This window comes from Leclercia sp. 29361, assembly GCF_011290365.1.
GTDB lineage: Bacteria > Pseudomonadota > Gammaproteobacteria > Enterobacterales > Enterobacteriaceae > Enterobacter > Enterobacter tamurae.
In genome coordinates this window covers 3,254,608-3,276,257 of record NZ_CP049786.1, presented here as the reverse complement: position 1 = coordinate 3,276,257, position 21,650 = coordinate 3,254,608, and the positions used below count along the sequence as shown (strand labels likewise).

Genomic DNA, 21,650 nt, shown 5'->3' with positions numbered 1-21,650 from the left:
GTCAGCGTAACGCTAACAGCTGACGCGTATACTCCTGCGTCGGCGCGGCAAACACGCGCTGACACTCCCCTTGCTCGACCACCTCTCCCTGCCGTAACACAATCACCTGATGACACAGCGCGCGTACCACCTGGAGATCGTGGCTGATAAAGATATAGGCCAGCCGGTGCTTCTCCTGCAGATTTTTCAGCAAGGCCAGGATTTGCGCCTGCACGGTTTTATCCAGCGATGAGGTCGGTTCATCCAGAATAATCAGCTCCGGGCGCAGGATCAGCGCGCGGGCAATGGCGATGCGCTGGCGCTGGCCGCCGGAAAAGGCTGCCGGATAACGATGCCGGGTCTGCGGATCCAGCCCCACTTCGCTCATCACCCGAATGACCTCCTCTTCACGCGCCTGCGCGCTGAGGTCAGGCTGATGCACCCGTAGCCCCTCCTCAATAATTTGCTGTACGTTGAGACGCGGATTCAGGGAGGAGTTCGGATCCTGAAACACCACCTGTATCCGGTGGCGGACGGGCAACATCTGTCGGCGATCCCAGCGGTGCAGCGGCTGGCCGTCAAACATAATTTCCCCTTTTGAGGCGATCAGGCGCAGCAGCGCCAGCCCGGTCGTACTCTTCCCGGAGCCGGACTCGCCCACCAGCCCCAGGGTTTCTCCGGGGCGCAGCGTGAAGCTGACGTTGTTCAGCACCTGCTTATTATCCACCACCCGGCGCAGAAGGCCTTTGCGCACCGGAAACGCCACGGAGAGATCTTTTACGCTCAGCAGCGGTTGTGCCGTATCCGGCAGCGGAACGGGATCCCCGTCAGGTTCGCTGTTGAGCAGCCGCTGGGTGTAGGAATGCTGCGGGGCAGCTAACAGCGTCGCGGCCCGGTTCTGCTCCACGCAGCGGCCGCTCTGCATCACCGCCACCCGGTCGGCCAGCTTTTTCACGATGCTGAGGTTGTGGGTGATAAACAGCAGGCTCATGTTCAGCTCGTCGCGCAGCTCGCGTAACAGCTGGAGGATCTGCGCCTGCACCGTAACATCCAGGGCGGTGGTGGGTTCATCGGCGATCAACAATTCCGGGCGGGTCAGCAGCGCCATGGCAATCATTACCCGCTGGCGTTCACCCCCCGAGAGCTGATGCGGAAAATCCGCCAGCCGTTTGGCGGCGTTGCGGATCCCGGTGCGCTCGAGGCAGTCGAGCATCTCTCCGCGGGCCGCCTCCTTACGCATCCCACGATGCAGGGAGAGCACCTCGTAGAGCTGTTTTTCGAGGGTATGCAGCGGGTTCAGCGACACCATCGGCTCCTGGAAAATCATGGCGATCTTGTTGCCCCGCACCCCGCGCAGGGTGCGCTCGTCAGCATGCAGCAGTGACTGACCGTGAAACAGGATATCGCTCTGCGGATAGACCACCGGCGGGGCGGGGAGCAGGCGCAGCACGGAGAGGGCGGTGACGCTCTTCCCGGAACCCGATTCCCCCACCAGCGCCAGCGTCTCCCCGGCATCGATTTGCAGGGAAATATCATTCACCACGGTGCGCAGCTCACCCTGCTGGCGAAAGGCAATGGAGAGGGCGTCAATGTGAAGCAGAGGCTGGGTCATCTTACACCGCCTTATTCGGATCAAAGGCATCGCGGACCGCTTCGCCAATAAAAATCAGCAATGAGAGCAGCACGGCGACGGAGAGAAAACCGGCAATCCCGAGCCACGGCGCCTGCAGGTTGTTTTTGCCCTGTAACAGCAGCTCGCCCAGCGACGGCGACCCCAGCGGCAGGCCAAAGCCGAGGAAATCGAGCGAGGTGAGGGTGGTGATGGAGCTGCACAGAATAAACGGCAGGAAGGTCAGGGTGGCCACCATGGCGTTCGGCAGCATGTGGCGGAAAATGATCCCGCGATCGCTTACCCCCAATGCCTGGGCGGCGCGGATGTAGTCGAAGTTACGGGTGCGCAGGAACTCGGCCCGCACCACGCCCACCAGCGCCATCCAGCCAAAGAGTACCGTGATCGCCAGCAGCCACCAGAAGTTGGGCTGCACCACGCTGGAGAGCAGAATGATCAGGAACAGCGTCGGCATGCCGGACCAGACTTCGATAAATCGCTGCCCCCAGAGGTCAATTTTGCCGCCGTAATAGCCCTGAATCGCCCCGGCCAGCACCCCCATCACGCTGGAAAACAGGGTCAGCAGCAGGCCAAACAGAATCGAGATCCGCGTCCCGTAGAGAATGCGCGCCAGCACGTCCCCGCCGTTGGCATCGGTACCCAGCCAGTTTTGCGCCGAAGGCGGAGACGGGAACGGGGTGGTGGTGGCAAAGTTAATGCTGGTGGCACCAAAGCGGACCGGTGTCCAGAGCACCCAGCCGTGGTCGTTGAGCTGCGTCTGTAACCACGGGTCCTGATAATCCGCCGCGGTGGCGAAGGGGCCACCGAAGTCGCTTTCGCTGTACGTTTTCACCACCGGGACGTACCAGCGATCGTTAAAGTGCACCAGCAACGGCTTGTCGTTGGCAATCAGCTCTGAGCACAGGCTGAGGACGAAAAACAGGGCGAAAATCCACAGTGACCAGTAGCCGCGGCGATTGGCCCGAAAGCGAGCCCAGCGGGCCTGGTTGATGGGGCTTAAGCGCGGCATCAGCGACCCTCAAAATCAATGCGTGGATCGACCAGCGTATAGCAGATATCGCTGAGGATATTCAGCAGCAGGCCAATCAGGGTGAAAATATAGAGCGTGCCAAACATCACCGGATAATCCCGCGAGACGGTGGCCTCGTAGCCGAGCAGCCCCAGACCGTTGAGGGAGAACATCACCTCAATGAGCAGGGAGCCGGTAAAGAACATGCTGATAAAGGTGGCCGGGAAGCCGGCGATCACCAGCAGCATGGCGTTACGAAAAATATGTTTCCACAGGATGCCTCGCTCGCTCACCCCTTTGGCGCGGGCGGTGACCACGTACTGCTTGCGGATCTCGTCGAGGAAGGCGTTTTTGGTCAACATGGTCAGGGCCGCAAAGCCGCCGATCACCGTCGCCAGCACCGGCAGGGTGATGTGCCACAGATAGTCGGTGATCTTCTTGTACCACGGCAGAGTGCTAAAATCGGTCGACACCAGCCCGCGCAGCGGGAAGAGGTCGAAATAACTCCCCCCGGCAAAAAAGACGATCAGCAGCACGGCAAAGAGGAACGCCGGGATCGCATAGCCAATAATAATGAAGGTGCTGCTCCAGATATCGAACCGACTGCCGTTATACATCGCTTTGCGGATGCCGAGCGGGATCGAGACCAGGTAGATAATCAGGGTCCCCCACAGCCCCAGGGTGATGGACACCGGCAGGCTCTCTTTGATCAGATGCAGCACCGAGGCGCTACGGAACAGGCTGTCGCCAAAATCAAAGCGCAGATAGTCCCCCAGCATTTTGAAGTAGCGTTCGTGGATCGGTTTATCAAAGCCGTAGCGCTGGGTGATCTCGGCGATTACCTCCGGATCGAGGCCGCGCCCGCCGCGATAGTGGCTCTCATTGATATTGCCCACCCCGGTGCGGGGGTGGCTGGCGCGCATCCCTTCATCGCCCCCGCCGGGCATCGACCCGCTGTTGCCGAACTCGATGGCGGCAATCGCCTGATCCACCGGGCCGCCCGGGGCGATCTGCACGATAAAAAAGTTGATGGTGATAATCGCCCACAGGGTGGGGATTATCAGCAGTAAACGACGAAGTAAATAAGCGCCCATTGCGTATCCTTAACGCCGCTCGGCGGGTAATTTCGCCGCTTTGTTAACGTCATACCACCAGTTTTCAAACCCGAGCGCATAGACCGGGCGCTGGGCCGGCAGGGCGAATTTATCCCAGCGGGCTACCCGGTCCTGGGCCATAAACCACATTGGCAGCATGTAATAGTTCCAGGTCAGGACCCGATCCAGCGCCCGCCCGAGGGGCAGCAGCTTCTCTTTATCGCCCTGTGCGGCAACGATTTGCGCAATCAGGGCGTCGATGGCCGGGTTTTTCACCCCCGGCGCATTATAGGTTGAATCAATGTATTCCGAGGACCAGGAGATCTGCAGGTCAGTCCCGGGCCAGGGCATCGCCCGCCACAGGCGCGGCATCATATCGTAATCACGGTTGCGCATGCGGTTGGTGGCTTGCGAATTATCCACCTGGCGGATGTTCATGGTAATACCCAGCCGTTCAAGGTTGTGCTGGAACGGTAGCACCCACTGGTTATTACCGCCCGAGGGCAGCAGCAGCTCAAAGCTCAGCGGTTTGCCGGTTTGCTTGTTGACCCGCCGCTTATTTTTGATCTCCCAGCCAGCCTCGTCCAGCAGCTGACTGGCTTTCAGCAGGTTATTACGATCGTAGCCATCGCCCTTTGAGACCGGCGGCTGGAAGATGGTGGTAAACACCTCGGCGGGGATCGCGCTTTTCAGCGGGGCGAGAAGAGTCAGTTCCGCGGCATCCGGGTAGTCCTTTGCCGCGTACTCTGTATTCTGGAAATAGCTGTTAACCCGGCTGTAGGCGCCATAAAACAGCGCCTTGTTCATCCACTCAAAATCAAAGGCGAGGGTAATGGCCTGGCGAACACGGCGATCGCTGAATACCGGGCGCTGAATATTAAACGCCAGCCAGCGCGTATCCTGAGCGGAGTCGTTTTTCAGCGCCTCTTTCACGATAAAGCCACGCTCAAAGTTTTTCCCGATGTAGCGCGTGGCCCAGTTTTTGGCGCTGCTCTCTACCCGCATATCAAAGGCACCCGCTTTAAAGGCTTCGAAGGCCACGTTATCGTCCAGATAGTAGTCGTAGCGCAGAGTGTCAAAATTCCAGCGGCCCCGGTTCACCGGCAGGTTGGCCGCCCAGTAATCCTTCACCCTGGAGTAGATCAGATACTGGCCCATCCGCCAGCGGGTGATGCGGTACGGCCCGCCAGCCAGCGGTGGGGTGGCGAGCGGATCGCTGAGCTTGTGATCTTTCCAGAATTTTTCAGGCATCACCGGCAAGGTCAGCAGGCTCAGCATGTCCTCTTTATTGGGTTTGGTCAGCGTAATGCGCACCGTCAGCGGGGCGATGGCCGTCACCGTGGCCCCTTTATAGACCAGCCGGAACTGCGGTACCCCTTCGGTCATAAATTTATGGAAGGTAAAGGCCACGTCGCTGGCTCTCACCGGCGTGCCGTCATGAAAGCGCGCCAGCGGATTGATGGTCAGCTCCATCCACGAAAAATCATCGGCGTAGCGTGCCTGCTCTGCCACCAGCGGATAGTAGCTGCCGGGCTCATCGTCAGAGGTGGTGAAGAGGGTATCGTAGAGGGCGTCGGTGCGCTCGGCCGCCACGCCGCGCAGGGCGTAGCGGTTGAAGTTGTCGAAGGTACCAATGGCCGCCAGGGTGACGCTGCCCCCTTTCGGCGCAGCGGGGTTGACGTAATCGTAATGATCGAAGTTGATGGCATATTTCGGCTCGCCAATCACCGCGAACGCGTAGCTCTCTTTGATGGTTTGCGCCTGGCTGAGCCCACTCATCATCGCCATCAGCAGCACTATTATGCGCACAATCATTCCGCTACGTTTTCCTCTTACACTCTGGCCGGGCCGGATACCTGAATAATAAGTGACGTAGCGGTGGTTGGGAAATTATTCGCTGTCGGGATCTACATCCGGTTTCCAGGTCATAAGCTGCTCCAGGCGCATCGGGCGGCTGATCCAGTAGCCCTGTAGCAGATTGACGCCGTGATCGCGCAGCCATTTCGCCTGCTCGGGGGTCTCGACACCTTCGGCGATGGTCACCATATTCAGCCGCCGGGCGAGGGTCAGCACCGTGTCCAGCACCGGGGAGGTGACGGTCTCCATGCCGATGGCGTTGACGAAGCCCCGGTCGATTTTGAGATAGTCCATGGTGAAACGCTCAAGGTAGATCAGGGCGCTGTGCCCGGTCCCAAAGTCATCTACCGCGATTTCAAACCCTTCCAGATGCAGCCACTCAAACAGCTTCGTCGCTTCCCGCTGATTCAGCATATCGCGCTCGGTAATTTCGAGAACAATCTGGAAATGATCCGGTGGCAGCGAGGCGGCGAATTTGCGCATATCGTCCTTGAAGCTGTCGGCATGCAGATGGCCCGGCGAGATATTAATCCCCAGCTTGGAACCCGGCGGGAGGCATTTTTTCAGCGCCGGGGCGTCGCGCAGGATCAGGTCAAAGAGATGCAGCGTCAGCGGCACAATTAATTTCTGCGCTTCCGCAAAGCTAATAAAGGCATCAGGCGGGATCTCCCCGGCGCCGGGATGGTGCCAGCGCATCAGCACCTCCACGCCGCCCGGCTGCAGAGTAGCCGCATCCACGACCGGCTGATAGACCACGTGAAACTGGTTCTGTTTAATGGCGGTGAGGATCTCTTTCCGCGGATTGGCGCGGTTCATCAGCCCGTAGAAACAGAGCACCCCAATGCTGGAGCCGCACATCAGCCCAAACAGCAGCGCAAATTGCAGATCGGCCAGCGTCCAGGTTTCGGCGTACAGATGAATGGTGAGCGGCAGCCCCTCAATCTGGCTGGCGCGCGCAGGGTATTCCTTCAGGTCCGAAACAGGGATTAACTGGTTTGAATAGGTCGAAAAAGCGGTCTTGCCGATAATAAGGGCAATACCGGCAAATTCATCCTGGCGGGCGGTATATAACAGATAGGGGGTCAGGTTGAGATTAATAGAGGTAAATACCCCGCCTTTATCCAGCAGCGGATTTCGGTGCCATAACACAATGGCCGGTTTTTTCGGCATCATTGGCGTACCGGGCAGCAGGACCATATCGACCTCTTTATTGATGTCGATATCCGGCACCAGCTCGCTGAGGGGCACATGCAATGGCCCGGTTGCTGACGAGCAGAAGGCGATTTTATCTTTTACCAGCAGGAAGGCCCGGACGTTAAGGCTGAATGCGGCGCGGGAGGTTAGTTCGGCGCTGACTTCGTGACACTGGCTTAAGGTCAGCGGCTGCAATTCATCAACTGAGATGCGCAGCTCTTTAAAATAATCGGCCATGTAGTCATGGAGGTCGGTAATCAGATTATCGTATTTCACTTCCCGTTTGTGATAACTGAAAAAAAACTGCATACCGCCGCAGAGCAGGGCGACAATAAGACCGACAAGCACGCTGAGCATCAGCACTCTTCGACGGGTTGATAAATGGCGGGTAAACATAAATGTTATCGGATCCTGATGTGCCGCCCGCGTTATCATGACGGCTAAACTCACGCAACTATCAGACTATAGCCTGGAACGGCCAGACCTGATTTCCATGTTGAGGTACAAAAAAAAAGCACTGCATAAGCAGTGCTTTTTTACCATGCTGTCAGTCAAGGGAAACGGACAGCACAGGCGGTTAACTGCGAGTCAGTACACGGCGCGCTTCATTGTAGCGCTTTTTCCAGTACGGTTCGTTCATACTGGAGATCGTCACACCACTGCTGGTGGACGCGTGGACAAACTGGTCGTTACCAATATAGATGCCGACATGACGGCCGGTAGAACCCGCACGGAACAGCACTAAATCGCCGGTGCGTAAGCTGCTACGCGAGATCGATTTGCCCATTTCCTGTTGTTGATAGGTCGAACGCGGAAGTTCTAAACCAAACTGCTCGCGGAAAGTACGTTGTACGAAACCGGAACAATCAATCCCTTTACGTGTATCGCCGCCCAGGCGATAGCGCACGCCCTTCCAGCTAGCATACTGGTCCATTAATCGGGATTTAATATCCAGATTGCTGACCATTTTTTCAAATTCATCCTGAGAAGCTTGCAGTGAAGAGGCGTCTTCCGACCCCACAACACGCGTCTCAGGATGCATATTCTTTGCGGTATTCGATGCGCTACAAGCTGAAAGCAGAACCGCTACTGCAATCGCCGGGATCACCCGTGAGAAGTATCTCAAGATCGGTTGAGATTTGACCATGTTGTTTATTATCCCTTGAAGTCCTTAACGACAAATATCGTTATAAAAAAATGCCAAGCGAGACGAGACTAAATACCTGCGCACTATCAGACAATTCTTTATGGTCAAATCTGTGGCGAATCGCACAAATTTATTTACAACGATAATAATTGCAGCGCTGAGGTAAAACGAGTCTGAGAGTACCCGATCGGGACGGTCATTGCGAGAAAAAATATCCTTTTTTTTATAAGAAAATGTGATACCGAAAGTGAGCAACCGGCAAAGCAACAGGGTGACTTAATTTAGGTTAAGTATTGAACAACGCATTAATTTCTAACGTTATTACTATTACAGGAAGATGACAGCGGGGAAGGATGGAGGAAGATAATCAATCAGGGATCGGTGATAATCCCTGACTGAAACTATTAATTTTGGTTAGAAATTTGTTTTAAGATTGTTGAATTACCCGGGGCAGATAGCGATCAAATAAGCCTATTAAGCGATCGCTTAAGGGGGTCATCAGACACCATGGAAGCCCAATCAACGCCACTGAAAGGGATCCGACGGCAATATCGCTGAACCAGTGCGCGCCAATCATTACCCGCGGGAAAGAGAAAACCATAAAAATAATCAGGGCTAATGCGAAAGTCTTATGACCAAAATAGCGCCACATAAAGGCGGTGAAAATAAGCAGCATCATGCCATGATCGCCCGGGAAACTGTCCTTCGAGGCGTCTTTTGTCGAAATATGCAGCAATTCACTGACGCGGTAGATATCCGGGAAAAATAGCGTCGGACTCGAGCGTTTCACCGGAATAAGAGCCTGCGCCAGCTGGTTCAGGACCACTGCCGTCAGCAGCATCACCAGGCCGATCATCAGAATACGCCGCCGCCCGGCAGCACTCTCGTTGCGCCAGAAGGTCAGCATCAGGTAGCCCATCGCCAGCAGGGAGCAGGCGTCAAAGGCCCGGTTATTGGTGATCGCCACCAGCCACAGGAAGGCGCGACTCTCTGCCAGTTTCTGGTTAAAGAAGTGAAATATCCCGCTGTCCAGCGGGAACCAGAAACCGTGGTTGACCGGCAGATACCAGGATAAAAAGAGCGCCAGGCCAGCGAGGTTGAGCAATAAAATGGGAAGTAGTCGGGTTTTCATCATCATGCCCTGAGCTGTCAAAACAGGCAACGTTAGTCGCCCGAACCTAAACGAAGCTTCAACAAGCTCGACTGTAGGGCGTTCCAGTCGGTGTTAACCGCACTAATTAACTCTATTCGGCTATCCGGCGGCGTGACACCCTGGGTTTCGATGTGAAAATCGGCCCCCTGGCGATTGACCTGTAACAGCCCCTCGGGAATACGCATCACCCCCTTCACGCGGTCGACCGGTGCCAGCCGGACCCACTCCAGCAAACCGATGGTGTCGAAGCAGGTGTCGGCATCGAACACCCAGCCGCAGGCCTGATGCCCCTGGCCGCTGTTCAGGCTGCGACGCCAGCGCTGGTGAGCAGGCAGGCTCAACGCGGCCAGACCCTGTTTTTCGCCGTGGCTGTGGGCATGGGCAGCGCTGGCAGGCAAAGCCTGCAGATTACGCCGCGGCAGATCAAGCAGGGCATTATCGATATTCCCCTGGGTGGTGTGCGAGAGCTGACGTTCACCGCCGAAGTGCTGCCACCAGATATCCAGCGCGGCACGGCTTTCCGCGGTAGCGCGATCCTCTTTATTGGCAATGATGATGTCGGCGGCGGCAAGCTGATCGCGGAAATTCTCGTTCTGGACATATTTTTCGTCCAGCAGCTGACGCGGGTCGAGCAGGCACAGGGTGGCGCGCAAATCGATCCACGGCTCATAGACCGGGGCGGTCAGCAGGTCGAGGATCTGCTTCGGATGGCCCAGCCCGGTGGGTTCAATCAGCAGCCGGTCGGGCTTGCCCTGACGCAGCAGGGTGTTCAGCCCCACCTGCATCGGCAGGCCGTTCACGCAGCACATACATCCCCCCGGGATCTCCTTCACCAGCGCCCCGTTATCGGCCAGCAGGGCGCCATCAATGCCGATCTCGCCAAATTCATTGACCAGCACGGCCCATTTTTCACCGGGATCTTTATTCGCCAGCAGGTGCAGTATCGACGTGGTTTTCCCGCTGCCGAGAAAGCCAGTAATGAGATTGGTTTTAGTCACAGGTGCTCCAGGGATGATAAATGTAATGCTATAACAATTATCAGTAATCCTGCCGCAAAAGAACAGATCTGGAAAGGGGGAGGGCGAACGGGAGGCTTCCCGCTCGCCTGAAACGCACCGGTTAACCCTGGAGCGTATCGATAATGGCCTGGCGCGCGCCCGACTGGCGGATGCGCTGGTAAGCTGCGCTCACGGCCTCCACAAACTGCGGATCCTGCGGCAGGTCGGTGCCAAAGATTTCACTCAGCGCCAGCAGGGCGGTGACGCGCTCCTCTTCGCTGCTGGTCTCAACAATGGCGCGAATTTTATCGCTCAGCGGATCGCGGACATCAATGGCATTACCCGCATCATCCACGCCACTGACGTAACGCATCCAGCCCGCAACCCCGAGGGCCAGCAGCGGCCAGGCGGTATCGCGCTGGCGGTGGAGGCGAATACTCTCCAGCATCCGCTGCGGCAGCTTCTGGCTACCGTCCATCGCAATCTGCCAGGTGCGGTGCTGCAGCGCCGGGTTGGCGAAGCGGTCAATCAGGCTGTCGGCGTAGGCGGTCAAATCCACCCCGGTAATGCGCAGCGTCGGAGCCTGTTCTTCAAGCATCAGGCGACGGGCGGCGTCACGCAGGGCGCTGTCCGCCATGCAGTCGTTGATATGGGCGAAACCGGCCAGATAGCCGAGATAAGCCAGGAACGAATGGCTGCCGTTGAGCATGCGCAGCTTCATCTGCTCCCACGGCAGGACGTCCTGCACCATCTGCACGCCAGCCACTTCCCACTCCGGACGACCGGCGACGAAATTGTCCTCGATCACCCACTGGATAAAGGGCTCACAGCTGATAGCGCACGGATCTTCAACCCCCACTTCACGGGCGATTTCGGCCAGCGAGTCGTCGGTGGCGGCGGGTACGATCCTGTCCACCATGGTGCCGGGGAAGCTGACGTTGGCGGCGATCCACTCTGCCAGTTCCGGGGAACGCTTATGGGCCATCCCCAGCACCGCGTTTTTCACCACGTGGCCGTTATCGGGGATGTTATCGCAGGAGAGCACGCTGAACGGGGTCAGACCGCGCTCGCGACGGCGATGGAGGGCTTCGACGAGGATCCCCGGCGCGGAGTGCGGCGCATCGGGATGGTCAAGATCGTGAATAATTCGTTCATTGCGGGTATCGAGCTTGCCGGTGGCCGGATCTATGCAGTAACCCTTTTCGGTGATAGTCAGCGAGACAATCGCCACCTGCGGCTCGCAAAATTTCTCGATAATGGCCGCCAGCGAATCAAGCTTAGCGTTCAGGCATTCATGGACCGCCCCGACGATAATCGGCTGATTACCCTCAGCGCCTTTTTCCAGCACCGTAAACAGGTGATCCTGCGCGCGCAGCTGGCTCATCAGCGTATCGCCGCTAAACAGGCTAATCTCACATATCCCCCAGTCGCCGCCGTTGGCGTTGAGCACCCGATCGGTCAGGAGCGCCTGATGCGCGCGATGAAAGGCACCAAAGCCGAAATGGACGATACGGGAGCGTAATGCCTGGCGATCGTACTGCGGCTGTAACACGTGAGCGGGTAGCGCGGTGGAGGCAATTGTCTTCATGAAATAAACACCTGATTAACCATTAATTAACAATGCCAGTGTAAAGTTATATGACAGCAAATTGAATTGGTGAGCCGTAATTATCCGGGAACTGTGAGATGGATCAATCAATATAGCGAGACGCATTGACCTGTCTGGTCAGGCATGTATGGTAGTCGTCATCTCGGTAGATAATATTGGTATAACAACTTTAGAGGGTGAATCAATGGAACAAACCTGGCGTTGGTACGGGCCGAAAGACCCGGTTTCTCTTGATGATGTGCGTCAGGCTGGCGCAACGGGCGTCGTCACCGCACTGCACCATATTCCCAACGGTCAGGTATGGCCGGTGGAGGAGATCAAAGCGCGTCAGGCGCTGCTGGCAGAGAAAGGACTGACCTGGTCGGTGGTGGAAAGTATCCCGGTTCATGAAGAGATCAAAACCCACTCCGGCGACTACCAGACCTGGATTGCCAACTACCAGCAGAGCATCCGCAACCTGGCGGCCTGCGGGATTGATACCGTGTGCTACAACTTTATGCCAATCCTCGACTGGACGCGTACCGACCTGGAATATGAACTGCCGGACGGCTCAAAAGCGCTGCGTTTTGACCAGATCGCCTTTGCCGCCTTCGAGCTGCACATCCTGAAGCGCGACGGCGCGGCGGCAGATTACACCGCCGAAGAGCAGCAGCAGGCTCAGGTGTGGTTCGACAATGCCAGCGATGCCGATATTGAAAAACTGACCCGTAACATTATCGCCGGCCTGCCGGGTGCGGAAGAGGGCTACACCCTCGACCAGTTCCGCGCGCGTCTGGCGGAGTATGGCAACATCGACAAAGCCCAGCTGCGGGAAAACATGGCCGTCTTCCTGCGCGCTATCGTGCCGGTAGCGGAAGAGGCGGGCGTACGTCTGGCGATCCACCCGGACGATCCTCCGCGTCCGATCCTCGGCCTGCCGCGTATTGTCTCCACTATTGAGGACATGCAGTGGCTGAAAGAGACGGTGGACAGCATCAACAACGGCTTCACCATGTGTACCGGCTCCTACGGCGTGCGTGCCGATAATGACCTGGTGCAGATGATTGAAACCTTTGGCGACCGGATCCACTTCACCCACCTGCGGGCCACCTGCCGGGAAGATAACCCGAAAACCTTCCACGAAGCGGCGCACCTTGGCGGCGACGTGAACATGGTGGCGGTAGTCGATGCGATTCTGCGTGAGGAGCAGCGCCGTAAGCAGGCAGGCGATCTGCGTCCTATTCCATTCCGTCCGGATCACGGGCATCAGATGCTGGACGATCTGCGTAAGAAAACCAACCCGGGTTACTCGGCGATTGGGCGTCTGAAGGGGATGGCCGAGGTGCGCGGCGTGGAGCTGGCGCTGAAGATGACGAAGTATCCAGAACTTCTGTAGGTTCAGTTGCCGGGTGGCGGCTTTGCCTTACCCGGCCTACAACAGCACGAATAAAAAAACCGGCTCAATGGCCGGTTTTTTTGTAGGCCCGGTAAGCGCAGCGCCACCGGGCAATGACCACATTAGTCAGCACGACCCATATAGCGTTTTTCTTCGATATGGATGCGGATCTTCTCGCCTGCGGAGAGGTATTCCGGCACCTGCACCACCAGACCGGTGGTCAGGGTTGCTGGTTTGTTACGTGCGGAAGCGGAGGCACCTTTGATGCCTGGTGCGGTTTCCACGATCTCCAGATCGACGGTCTGCGGCAGTTCCAGTGCCAGCAGCACGCCATCCCAGGTCAGAACCTGCATATCCGGCATTCCGCCTTCCGGGATAAACAGCAGCTCTTCTTCAATCTGATCTTTGGTGAAGATGTACGGGGTGTAATCTTCTTTATCCATAAATACGTATTCGTTGCCGTCAACGTAGGAGAAATCGACATAGCGACGGGTCAGAGTAACGGTATCCACGATATCGTCGCCTTTGAAACGCTCTTCAACTTTCAGACCGGTACGCACATCAGCAAAACGCATTTTGTACAGCGTTGCTGCGCCACGGGCGCTTGGTGCCTGAATATCGATGTCTTTCACAATCAGCAGCTTGCCGTTGTAATTCAGCACCATACCTTTCTTAATTTCGTTCGCTCTTGGCATTGCAGTAATCCTGTTCACGGGAAGGTCAAAAATATCGCGTCAAAGTACTCGCGCGCGGCATTTCAGGCAAGTGGATTTCGTGGCTTTTGCTATCAATACGCAAAAGGTGTTACTGTGCGCGTCACGCCCGCGGGAGCGGCTTTCTTTCAGGTAAAGTACGTTTATGGATTGCCGTCCGGACTGCGGAGCATGTTGCACCGCCCCCTCCATCTCAAGTCCTATTCCCGGGATGCCCAACGGCAAGCCTGCTAACACCCCCTGCGTCCAGCTGGACGCGCAGCAGCGCTGCAAAATCTTCGGCTCGAGCTTGCGGCCGAAAGTCTGTGCCGGGCTCCAGCCGTCGCCTGAGATGTGCAGCACCTCGCGCGGGCAGGCCATGACCTGGCTGCTCGAACTCGAGGCGCTCACCGCGCCTTAAATATCCTTGATGCGCGTCAGGCAGAGCGTGGTGAGGATGCACATTCCCAGCGCAATCCAGAACACCGCATGATAGCTCCAGATCTCGGCCACTACCCCGGCCACCGAGCCTGCGATAATCCAGCCCACGCGGGTGGTATTGGTGTAGAGCGTCGTGGCGGCACCCGCCTGGCCCGGCATCAGATCCTGGAAGTAGAGCATGCCGATCCCGGCGAGAATGCCAATATAGATGGCGTTCAGCAGCTGTAATCCCAGCAGCACCACCGGTGAGTGAGCGCTCAGCATCCCGACGTAAAACAGCAGACCCGCAACGGCGGCAACGCGCATCAGGAAGCGCTTACCGAAGCGTTTAGCATAGTAGCCTGCAATCAACATCGTCGGGATCTCCAGTCCGGCGGCCGTGCCCATCATCACCCCGGCCAGCTTCTCGGACAGATGCAGCTCATTAATAATAAACAGCGGCATATTGATGATGTACAGGCTGTTGGTGCCCCACATTAAAGTGCAAACCGTAAACAGCAGCAGGGCGTCGCGCCGGTTACGGCGGGGGGATTCCAGCACCCCGGTGGCCAGCTTCGGCTCTTTGCGCATCGTCGGCAGGAAAAACCACACCATCGCCCCACAGACCACAAACGCCACCGCGGCGCTGAGATACATCGCCGTGAAACCAAACCCCATCGCCAGGGCGTAAGCCAGCGGCGGCCCGACCACCCATGCCAGTGATACCTGGGCACGCAGGATCGAGCTGAACATCACCGCCTCGCGGCCGGTATGGTCGGCATGCTCCCGGGCTAAGGCGAACAGCTGCGGATTAGCGGTAGAGCCAAAGCTGCTGAGAAAGACGCCGACAAACAGCAGCACGAAATAGTTACGGTTCCAGGCAAACAGCAGGCAGGCGAAAACGCCCATCAGGCAGCAAAAGACGATCAGCGATTTGCGGTCGCCTTTCTTGTCCGAACGTCCGGCCAGAAACTGGCTGACCAGGATGCCGATGATGGCACTCCCGGTAAAGAAGAAGCCGACCATGGCCGGACGGACATGCACCTCGTTGGTGAGGAACAGGCTCAGGGTCGGGGTTTGTAACGCCCCGGCAATCCCGGTGAGAAAGGCAACAATGAGAAATGCCGATGAGGTCAAATCAAATGACTTCGGAGAGGCAGCGGCGGGGGTCGTGTGCATGTTTCTGTATCAGTGATATGAAGAGAGGCGGAGTGTACGCCGCTTGTCAGAAAATAGACAGATATCCACACCCCTTACCCCACAAAAAATCAAAAAGGTATTTCATCCTGTCGCTGCGCTTGCTGAAGTTGCTGAAACCGAGCGGTGACTCGGTGTCGGAAGCGTGAATCTGAAGCAAAAATGTGCTGTAACTCTAAATTTTGCATGCTGAAATCAGCCATTACTTGCAAGGTAACGCGTAAAGCGCAAGACTTCTTGAAACGTTTCAGCGCTAATTGGTTTACCTAACCTAAACGGATTGGCGCCTTTTTTCACATTTAAGCTGAAACGATTCAATTTCAGCAGGAGTGGAGAACCATGTTCCAGTTATCCGTACAGGACATTCATCCCGGCGAACAGGCCGGTACTAAAGAAGAGGCTATCCGGCAGATCGCCGCCGCGCTGGTGCAGGCGGGCAACGTCGCCAATGGCTACGTTGACGGCATGCTCGCTCGCGAACAACAGACCTCAACCTTCCTTGGCAATGGCATCGCCATTCCACACGGCACCACCGATACCCGCGATCAGGTGCTGAAAACCGGCGTTCAGGTTTATCAGTTCCCGCAGGGCGTGCTCTGGGGCGAAGGCCAGGTGGCGTATGTCGCCATCGGGATTGCCGCCAGCAGTGATGAACACCTCGGCCTGCTGCGTCAGCTGACGCACGTCCTGAGCGATGACTCGGTGGCTGAACAGCTGAAATCCGCCACTACCGCTGAAGAGCTGCGCGCCTTGCTGATGGGTGAAAAACAGAGCGAAGCCCTGAAGCTGGATAACGACATGCTGACCCTCGACGTAGTGGCATCCGATCTGGTGACCCTGCAGGCGCTCAACGCCGGTCGCCTGAAAGAGGCCGGTGCCGTGGATACCGCCTTTGTGGCTCACGCTATTAACGATAAGCCGCTGAACCTCGGTCAGGGCGTCTGGCTGAATGACTGTGCTGAAGGCAACCTGCGCAGCGCTATCGCCGTCAGCCGTGCGGCCACGCCGTTCGATACTGCCGGTGAAAGTGCCGCTATGCTGGTTACCGTGGCGATGGCTGATGACCAGCCGGTTGAGGTGCTGAAGCGCCTGAGCGACCTGCTGCTGAACAAAAAAGCTGAACAACTGCTGAAAGCCGATGCCGCAACCCTGCTGGCGCTGCTGACCAGCGACGATGTGAATACCGATGAACTGCTGAGCGCCGAGTTTGTAGTGCGTAACGAACATGGTCTGCACGCGCGTCCGGGCACCATGCTGGTCAATACCATTAAGCAGTTCAACAGCGACGTTACCGTTACCAACCTCGACGGCAGCGGGAAACCGGCCAACGGTCGCAGCCTGATGAAGGTTGTCGCACTGGGCGTGAAGAAAGGCCATCGCCTGCGTTTCACCGCGCAGGGTGCGGATGCTGAACAGGCGCTGAAAGCGATTGGCGAGGCCATCGCGGCCGGTCTGGGGGAGGGCGCATAATGAGCAGACGTGTTGCCACCATTACGCTGAACCCGGCTTACGACCTCGTGGGCTTTTGCCCGGAAATTGAACGCGGCGAAGTGAACCTCGTGCGTACCACTGGCCTGCATGCGGCAGGTAAAGGGATTAACGTTGCGAAAGTGCTGAAGGATCTCGGGATCGACGTCACCGTCGGCGGCTTCCTTGGCAAAGATAACCAGGATGGTTTCCAGCAGCTGTTCAGCGAGCTGGGGATCGCCAACCGTTTTCAGGTGGTGCAGGGCCGTACCCGCATCAACGTGAAAATGACCGAGAAAGATGGCGAAGTAACCGACCTGAACTTCTCCGGTTTCGAAGTCACCCAGGCCGACTGGGAGCGTTTCGTCAATGACTCTCTCACCTGGCTGGGCCAGTTCGACATGGTCTGCGTCAGCGGCAGCCTGCCGTCCGGCGTCAGCCCGGAAGCGTTCACTGACTGGATGACGCGCCTGCGCAGCCAGTGTCCGTGCATCATCTTTGACAGCAGCCGCGATGCGCTGGTAGCCGGTCTGAAAGCCGCGCCGTGGCTGGTGAAACCGAATCGTCGCGAACTTGAGATCTGGGCCGGCCGTAAGCTGCCAGAATTAAAAGACGTGATTGAAGCCGCCCATGCCTTACGTGAGCAGGGTATCGCTCATGTGGTGATCTCCCTGGGTGCCGAGGGCGCGCTGTGGGTTAACGCGTCCGGCGAGTGGATCGCCAAACCGCCGTCGATGGAAGTGGTCAGCACCGTGGGTGCCGGCGATTCGATGGTGGGCGGGTTGATTTACGGCCTGTTGATGCGTGAATCCAGTGAACACACGTTACGTCTTGCCACCGCCGTTGCTGCTTTGGCAGTCAGCCAGAGCAATGTCGGGATCACCGATCGTACCCAGTTAGCCGCGATGATGGCGCGCGTTGACTTGAAACCTTTTAACTGACAGCAGGAGAGGCATAATGAAAACGCTGCTGATTATTGACTCTGCACTCGGACAGGCGCGCGCCTATATGGCGAAAACCTTGCTGGGTTCGGCGGGACATAAAGCACACCTTGATTTCATCGACAACCCGGGCGATGCCGAACTGGTCATCGTCCTGGGCGACAAGATCCCGGCCGACAGCTCGCTGAACGGCAAAAAAGTGTGGCTGGGCGATATCAATCGCGCCGTCGCCCACCCGGAACTGTTCCTGAGCGAAGCGAAAGGCCATGCGGCGCTGTATACCGCCCCTGTAGCTGAGGAAACGGCAACGGCTGTTTCCAGCGGTCCGAAACGCGTAGTAGCGGTTACCGCCTGCCCGACCGGCGTCGCGCACACCTTTATGGCCGCAGAAGCCATTGAAACCGAAGCCAAAAAACGCGGCTGGTGGGTAAAGGTTGAAACCCGTGGTTCAGTGGGCGCAGGCAATGCCATCACTCCGGAAGAGGTGGCGGCAGCGGACCTGGTGATCGTGGCCGCGGATATCGAAGTGGATCTGGCGAAGTTTGCCGGTAAGCCGATGTACCGCACCTCCACCGGTCTGGCGCTGAAGAAAACGGCTCAGGAGCTGGATAAAGCGCAGGCGGAAGCCAAACTGTTCCAGCCTTCAGGCAACACCGCCTCTTCGGCCTCTGAAGGCAAGAAAGAGTCCGCCGGGGCCTATCGTCACCTGCTGACGGGCGTCTCCTACATGCTGCCGATGGTGGTAGCGGGTGGTCTCTGTATCGCGCTCTCCTTCGCCTTTGGTATCGAAGCCTTCAAAGAGCCAGGTACCCTGGCGGCGGCGCTGATGCAGATTGGTGGCGGCTCGGCGTTCGCGCTGATGGTGCCGGTGCTGGCAGGTTACATTGCGTTCTCCATTGCTGACCGTCCGGGTCTGACCCCGGGTCTGATCGGCGGTATGCTGGCCGTGAGCACTGGCTCTGGCTTTATCGGCGGGATCATCGCGGGCTTCCTCGCAGGTTACGTGGCGAAGCTGATCAGCTCGAAGCTGAAACTGCCGCAGAGCATGGAAGCGCTGAAACCGATTCTGATCATTCCGTTGTTCTCCAGCCTGGTTGTTGGTCTGGCGATGATCTACCTGATCGGCAAGCCGGTCGCGGGTATCCTTGAAGGCCTGACCCACTGGCTGCAGACCATGGGCACCGCCAATGCGGTCCTGCTGGGTGCGATCCTCGGCGCCATGATGTGTACCGATATGGGTGGTCCGGTGAACAAAGCAGCATACGCGTTCGGCGTTGGCCTGCTGAGTACCCAGACGTATGCTCCGATGGCGGCGATTATGGCTGCAGGTATGGTGCCACCGCTGGCGCTGGGCCTGGCGACTATCATTGCCCGTCGTAAGTTCGACAAGGCGCAGCAGGAAGGCGGTAAAGCAGCGCTGGTTCTGGGCCTGTGCTTTATCACCGAAGGGGCTATCCCGTTTGCTGCCCGTGACCCGATGCGCGTTCTGCCGTGCTGTATCGTCGGCGGTGCCGTGACCGGTGCCATCTCCATGGCGGTTGGCGCAAAACTGATGGCGCCGCATGGCGGTCTGTTTGTTCTGCTGATCCCGGGTGCGATTACTCCGGTGCTGGGTTACCTGTTCGCGATTATCGCCGGTACGCTGGTGGCAGGTCTCTCTTACGCGGTGTTGAAACGCCCGGAAGCTGAAGTGGTTGCCGCGAAAGCAGCATAATTACGCAGAAAGATAAAAGGCAGAGGAAACTCTGCCTTTTTTTATTGCCTTTAAACGTGCAACGGGTCGCATTCTTTTGTAGAGCTGAATACTGTCTCTACAAATAATTGTGATTCTGTTCATGATCGTTTAACGATCCTTATTTCATTCCCTTTACTTCCCTCTCCTTACGCATAATATGAACATGTGTTTGCATGTAAACATATGCTCTAATAACTTTTAATGTTACCAAATCGCTTAATTGTCATTGCGATGGCCACGCGCCAGAGGATGTTCTATGCGTGAAAAGGATTATATTGTTGTTATTGGTTCTGCAAATATGGACGTGGCAGGATATTCACATGCTTCGCTCAATTACGCCGACTCTAATCCAGGGAAAATAAAATTCACCCCCGGGGGCGTAGGCCGCAATATTGCGCAAAATCTGGCGCTACTGGGTAAAAATGTCTGGCTCCTTTCCGCGGTAGGCGACGATTTTTACGGTCAGTCGCTGCTGTCACAAACCCAGGCCGCCGGGGTGCAGATCGATAAGTGCCAGGTTATTCCCGGAGAAGGCACCTCCAGCTATTTATCGTTACTCGACAATACCGGGGAGATGCTGGTTGCCATCAACGATATGGCGATTTCTGACCACATCAATCCGCACTATCTGGCCAATCATCTGGCGTTTATCCGTGCCGCAAAAGCGGTAGTGGTGGACTGCAATCTCAGCGAGTCAGCGCTCGGCTGGATCTTTGAGAACGCATGCCAGACGCCGGTTTTCGTCGATCCGGTCTCAGCCTGGAAATGCAGCAAGATTTGCGACTGGCTGGGGCATATCCACACCCTGAAACCCAACCGGCTGGAGGCGGAAACCCTGAGCGGCATCCCGCTCTCCTGCGCGGCGGACGCGCCGAAAGTGGCGGCCTGGTTTCATCAGCATGGCCTGTTCCGGCTGGTGCTGAGTATGGGCGGTGACGGCGTTTATTACAGTGAGAACGCGGGTGAAAGCGGCTGGTCAGCGCCGTTTAAAACTCAGGTAGTCAACGTCACCGGCGCGGGGGATGCAATGATGGCCGGGCTCGCTTTTTGCTGGCTGGCAGGTGTCACATTTAAAGATTCCGTTCGTTTTGCCCAGGGCTGCTCTTCGCTGGCGCTGGCTTCCGTATATACCAATAACCCTGATTTATCGTCTGAAAACGTTAACGCATTAATGGAGAGAGAACATGTCTGAATTAAAACTGCCTGCTGAGTTCCTGCAAATTTCTCCTGAGGTTCAGGACGCTTTAAATAATAACAAACCGATTGTGGCGCTTGAGTCCACCATTATTTCTCACGGCATGCCTTTCCCGCAAAATGCCCAGACGGCGCTGGAAGTTGAAGATGCGATCCGCCAGCAGGGGGTTATTCCGGCCACCATTGCGATTATTCGTGGCGTAATGAAAGTTGGGCTGAGTAAAGAGGAGATTGAATTATTAGGCCGCGAAGGCCATGCGGTGACCAAAGTCAGCCGCCGGGATCTTCCTTTTGTGGTGGCTGCAGGCATCAACGGCGCCACCACGGTGGCCTCTACCATGATCATTGCCGCGATGGCCGGGATTAAGCTCTTTGCCACCGGCGGGATCGGCGGCGTTCACCGTGGCGCAGAACACACCTTTGATATTTCCGCTGATTTACAGGAGCTGGCGAAAACCAACGTTGCCGTAGTTTGCGCCGGGGCGAAATCGATTCTCGATCTCGGCTTAACCACCGAATATTTAGAGACCAACGGCGTGCCGCTGATTGGCTATCAGACCCAGTCCCTGCCGGCCTTTTTCTGCCGCTCCAGCCCGTTTGAGGTCAGCATCCGTCTCGACAGCGCCGAGGCCATCGCCCGGGCGATGGCGGTGAAATGGCAGACCGGCCTCAACGGCGGCCTGGTGATTGCCAATCCCATTCCCGAGCAGTTTGCGATGGCGGAAGAGACTATCAATGCGGCTATCGACCAGGCGGTAAGGGAAGCGGAAGAGCAGGGCGTGACCGGCAAAGCCAGCACCCCGTTCCTGCTGGCCCGCGTGGCGGAACTGACCGGCGGCGACAGCCTGAAATCAAATATCCAACTGGTCTTTAACAATGCCCGCCTGGCCTGCGATATCGCGAAGGCTTATCAGCGTATGGCGTAACCCTCTCACAGGCAGTTTGCCGTCGCCTGTCTT

At 57.2% G+C, this 21,650-nt stretch carries 18 protein-coding genes; 7 read left to right on the top strand and 11 right to left on the bottom strand.

Annotated features, from left to right (window positions below; genetic code table 11):
• Position 1: 1 nt before the first annotated feature.
• The 9 genes from yejF to G7090_RS15635 form a co-directional block, all read right to left on the bottom strand.
• The gene (gene yejF / locus G7090_RS15675; RefSeq protein WP_166183013.1) at positions 2–1,591 is read right to left on the bottom strand and encodes a microcin C ABC transporter ATP-binding protein YejF; all 1,590 of its coding nucleotides are present in this window, start codon (positions 1,589–1,591) and stop codon (positions 2–4) included.
• A 1-nt stretch (position 1,592) separates the two neighbouring features.
• On the bottom strand, positions 1,593–2,618 hold the full coding sequence (locus G7090_RS15670; protein ID WP_166183012.1) for an ABC transporter permease: 1,026 nt from the start codon (positions 2,616–2,618) through the stop codon (positions 1,593–1,595).
• Positions 2,618–3,712, bottom strand: coding sequence for a microcin C ABC transporter permease YejB (locus G7090_RS15665; RefSeq protein WP_166183011.1), 1,095 nt, complete (start codon positions 3,710–3,712; stop codon positions 2,618–2,620). The genes G7090_RS15670 and G7090_RS15665 overlap by 1 nt, the downstream gene beginning before the upstream one ends.
• A gap of 9 nt (positions 3,713–3,721) precedes the next feature.
• Positions 3,722–5,527, bottom strand: a complete 1,806-nt coding sequence (locus G7090_RS15660; protein WP_166183010.1) for an extracellular solute-binding protein — start codon at positions 5,525–5,527, stop codon at positions 3,722–3,724.
• Positions 5,528–5,602: 75 nt separating this feature from the next.
• Positions 5,603–7,159 carry a cyclic di-GMP phosphodiesterase gene (locus G7090_RS15655; RefSeq protein ID WP_166183009.1) on the bottom strand — a complete coding sequence of 519 codons (1,557 nt, stop codon included), beginning with the start codon at positions 7,157–7,159 and terminating at the stop codon, positions 5,603–5,605.
• Between the two features lie 181 nt (positions 7,160–7,340).
• A complete protein-coding gene (mepS, locus tag G7090_RS15650; RefSeq protein WP_106995370.1) occupies positions 7,341–7,910 on the bottom strand; it encodes a bifunctional murein DD-endopeptidase/murein LD-carboxypeptidase in 570 nt (189 codons plus the stop codon).
• A gap of 427 nt (positions 7,911–8,337) precedes the next feature.
• Positions 8,338–9,042 carry a phosphatase PAP2 family protein gene (locus tag G7090_RS15645; RefSeq protein ID WP_166183008.1) on the bottom strand — a complete coding sequence of 235 codons (705 nt, stop codon included), beginning with the start codon at positions 9,040–9,042 and terminating at the stop codon, positions 8,338–8,340.
• Positions 9,043–9,074: 32 nt separating this feature from the next.
• Positions 9,075–10,061: a GTP-binding protein gene (locus G7090_RS15640; RefSeq protein WP_166183007.1), complete on the bottom strand. Its 987-nt coding sequence runs from the start codon at positions 10,059–10,061 to the stop codon at positions 9,075–9,077.
• 121 nt (positions 10,062–10,182) lie between these two features.
• Positions 10,183–11,649, bottom strand: coding sequence for a mannitol dehydrogenase family protein (locus tag G7090_RS15635; protein WP_166183006.1), 1,467 nt, complete (start codon positions 11,647–11,649; stop codon positions 10,183–10,185).
• Positions 11,650–11,854: 205 nt separating this feature from the next.
• Here G7090_RS15635 and uxuA point away from each other — a divergent pair, with 205 nt between their 5' ends.
• The gene (uxuA, locus tag G7090_RS15630) at positions 11,855–13,045 is read left to right on the top strand and encodes a mannonate dehydratase (protein WP_106995366.1); all 1,191 of its coding nucleotides are present in this window, start codon (positions 11,855–11,857) and stop codon (positions 13,043–13,045) included.
• A gap of 122 nt (positions 13,046–13,167) precedes the next feature.
• On the opposite strand, the gene yeiP is transcribed toward uxuA, so the two are convergent.
• The gene (gene yeiP / locus G7090_RS15625) at positions 13,168–13,740 is read right to left on the bottom strand and encodes an elongation factor P-like protein YeiP (RefSeq protein WP_014884579.1); all 573 of its coding nucleotides are present in this window, start codon (positions 13,738–13,740) and stop codon (positions 13,168–13,170) included.
• 163 nt (positions 13,741–13,903) lie between these two features.
• Here yeiP and G7090_RS15620 point away from each other — a divergent pair, with 163 nt between their 5' ends.
• The gene (locus G7090_RS15620) at positions 13,904–14,158 is read left to right on the top strand and encodes a YkgJ family cysteine cluster protein (protein ID WP_166183005.1); all 255 of its coding nucleotides are present in this window, start codon (positions 13,904–13,906) and stop codon (positions 14,156–14,158) included.
• On the opposite strand, the gene setB is transcribed toward G7090_RS15620, so the two are convergent.
• Positions 14,155–15,336 carry a sugar efflux transporter SetB gene (gene setB, locus G7090_RS15615; protein WP_166183004.1) on the bottom strand — a complete coding sequence of 394 codons (1,182 nt, stop codon included), beginning with the start codon at positions 15,334–15,336 and terminating at the stop codon, positions 14,155–14,157. The two genes, G7090_RS15620 and setB, sit on opposite strands and share 4 nt — an antisense overlap.
• A 357-nt stretch (positions 15,337–15,693) precedes the next feature.
• Between setB and fruB the strand changes: the two genes are divergently transcribed.
• From fruB to G7090_RS15590, 5 genes are all read left to right on the top strand, one after another.
• A complete protein-coding gene (gene fruB, locus G7090_RS15610) occupies positions 15,694–16,824 on the top strand; it encodes a fused PTS fructose transporter subunit IIA/HPr protein (protein WP_166183003.1) in 1,131 nt (376 codons plus the stop codon).
• Entirely contained in the window at positions 16,824–17,762 is a 939-nt protein-coding gene (gene fruK, locus G7090_RS15605; protein ID WP_039031046.1) for a 1-phosphofructokinase, read from the top strand. The genes fruB and fruK overlap by 1 nt, the downstream gene beginning before the upstream one ends.
• A 16-nt stretch (positions 17,763–17,778) precedes the next feature.
• Entirely contained in the window at positions 17,779–19,476 is a 1,698-nt protein-coding gene (fruA, locus tag G7090_RS15600) for a PTS fructose transporter subunit IIBC (protein ID WP_166183002.1), read from the top strand.
• A gap of 277 nt (positions 19,477–19,753) precedes the next feature.
• Positions 19,754–20,689 (top strand): pseudouridine kinase, encoded by a 936-nt coding sequence (locus G7090_RS15595; RefSeq protein WP_166183001.1) that lies wholly within the window; start codon positions 19,754–19,756, stop codon positions 20,687–20,689.
• Positions 20,682–21,617, top strand: coding sequence for a pseudouridine-5'-phosphate glycosidase (locus tag G7090_RS15590; protein ID WP_166183000.1), 936 nt, complete (start codon positions 20,682–20,684; stop codon positions 21,615–21,617). The genes G7090_RS15595 and G7090_RS15590 overlap by 8 nt, the downstream gene beginning before the upstream one ends.
• The last annotated feature ends 33 nt before the right edge of the window (positions 21,618–21,650 follow it).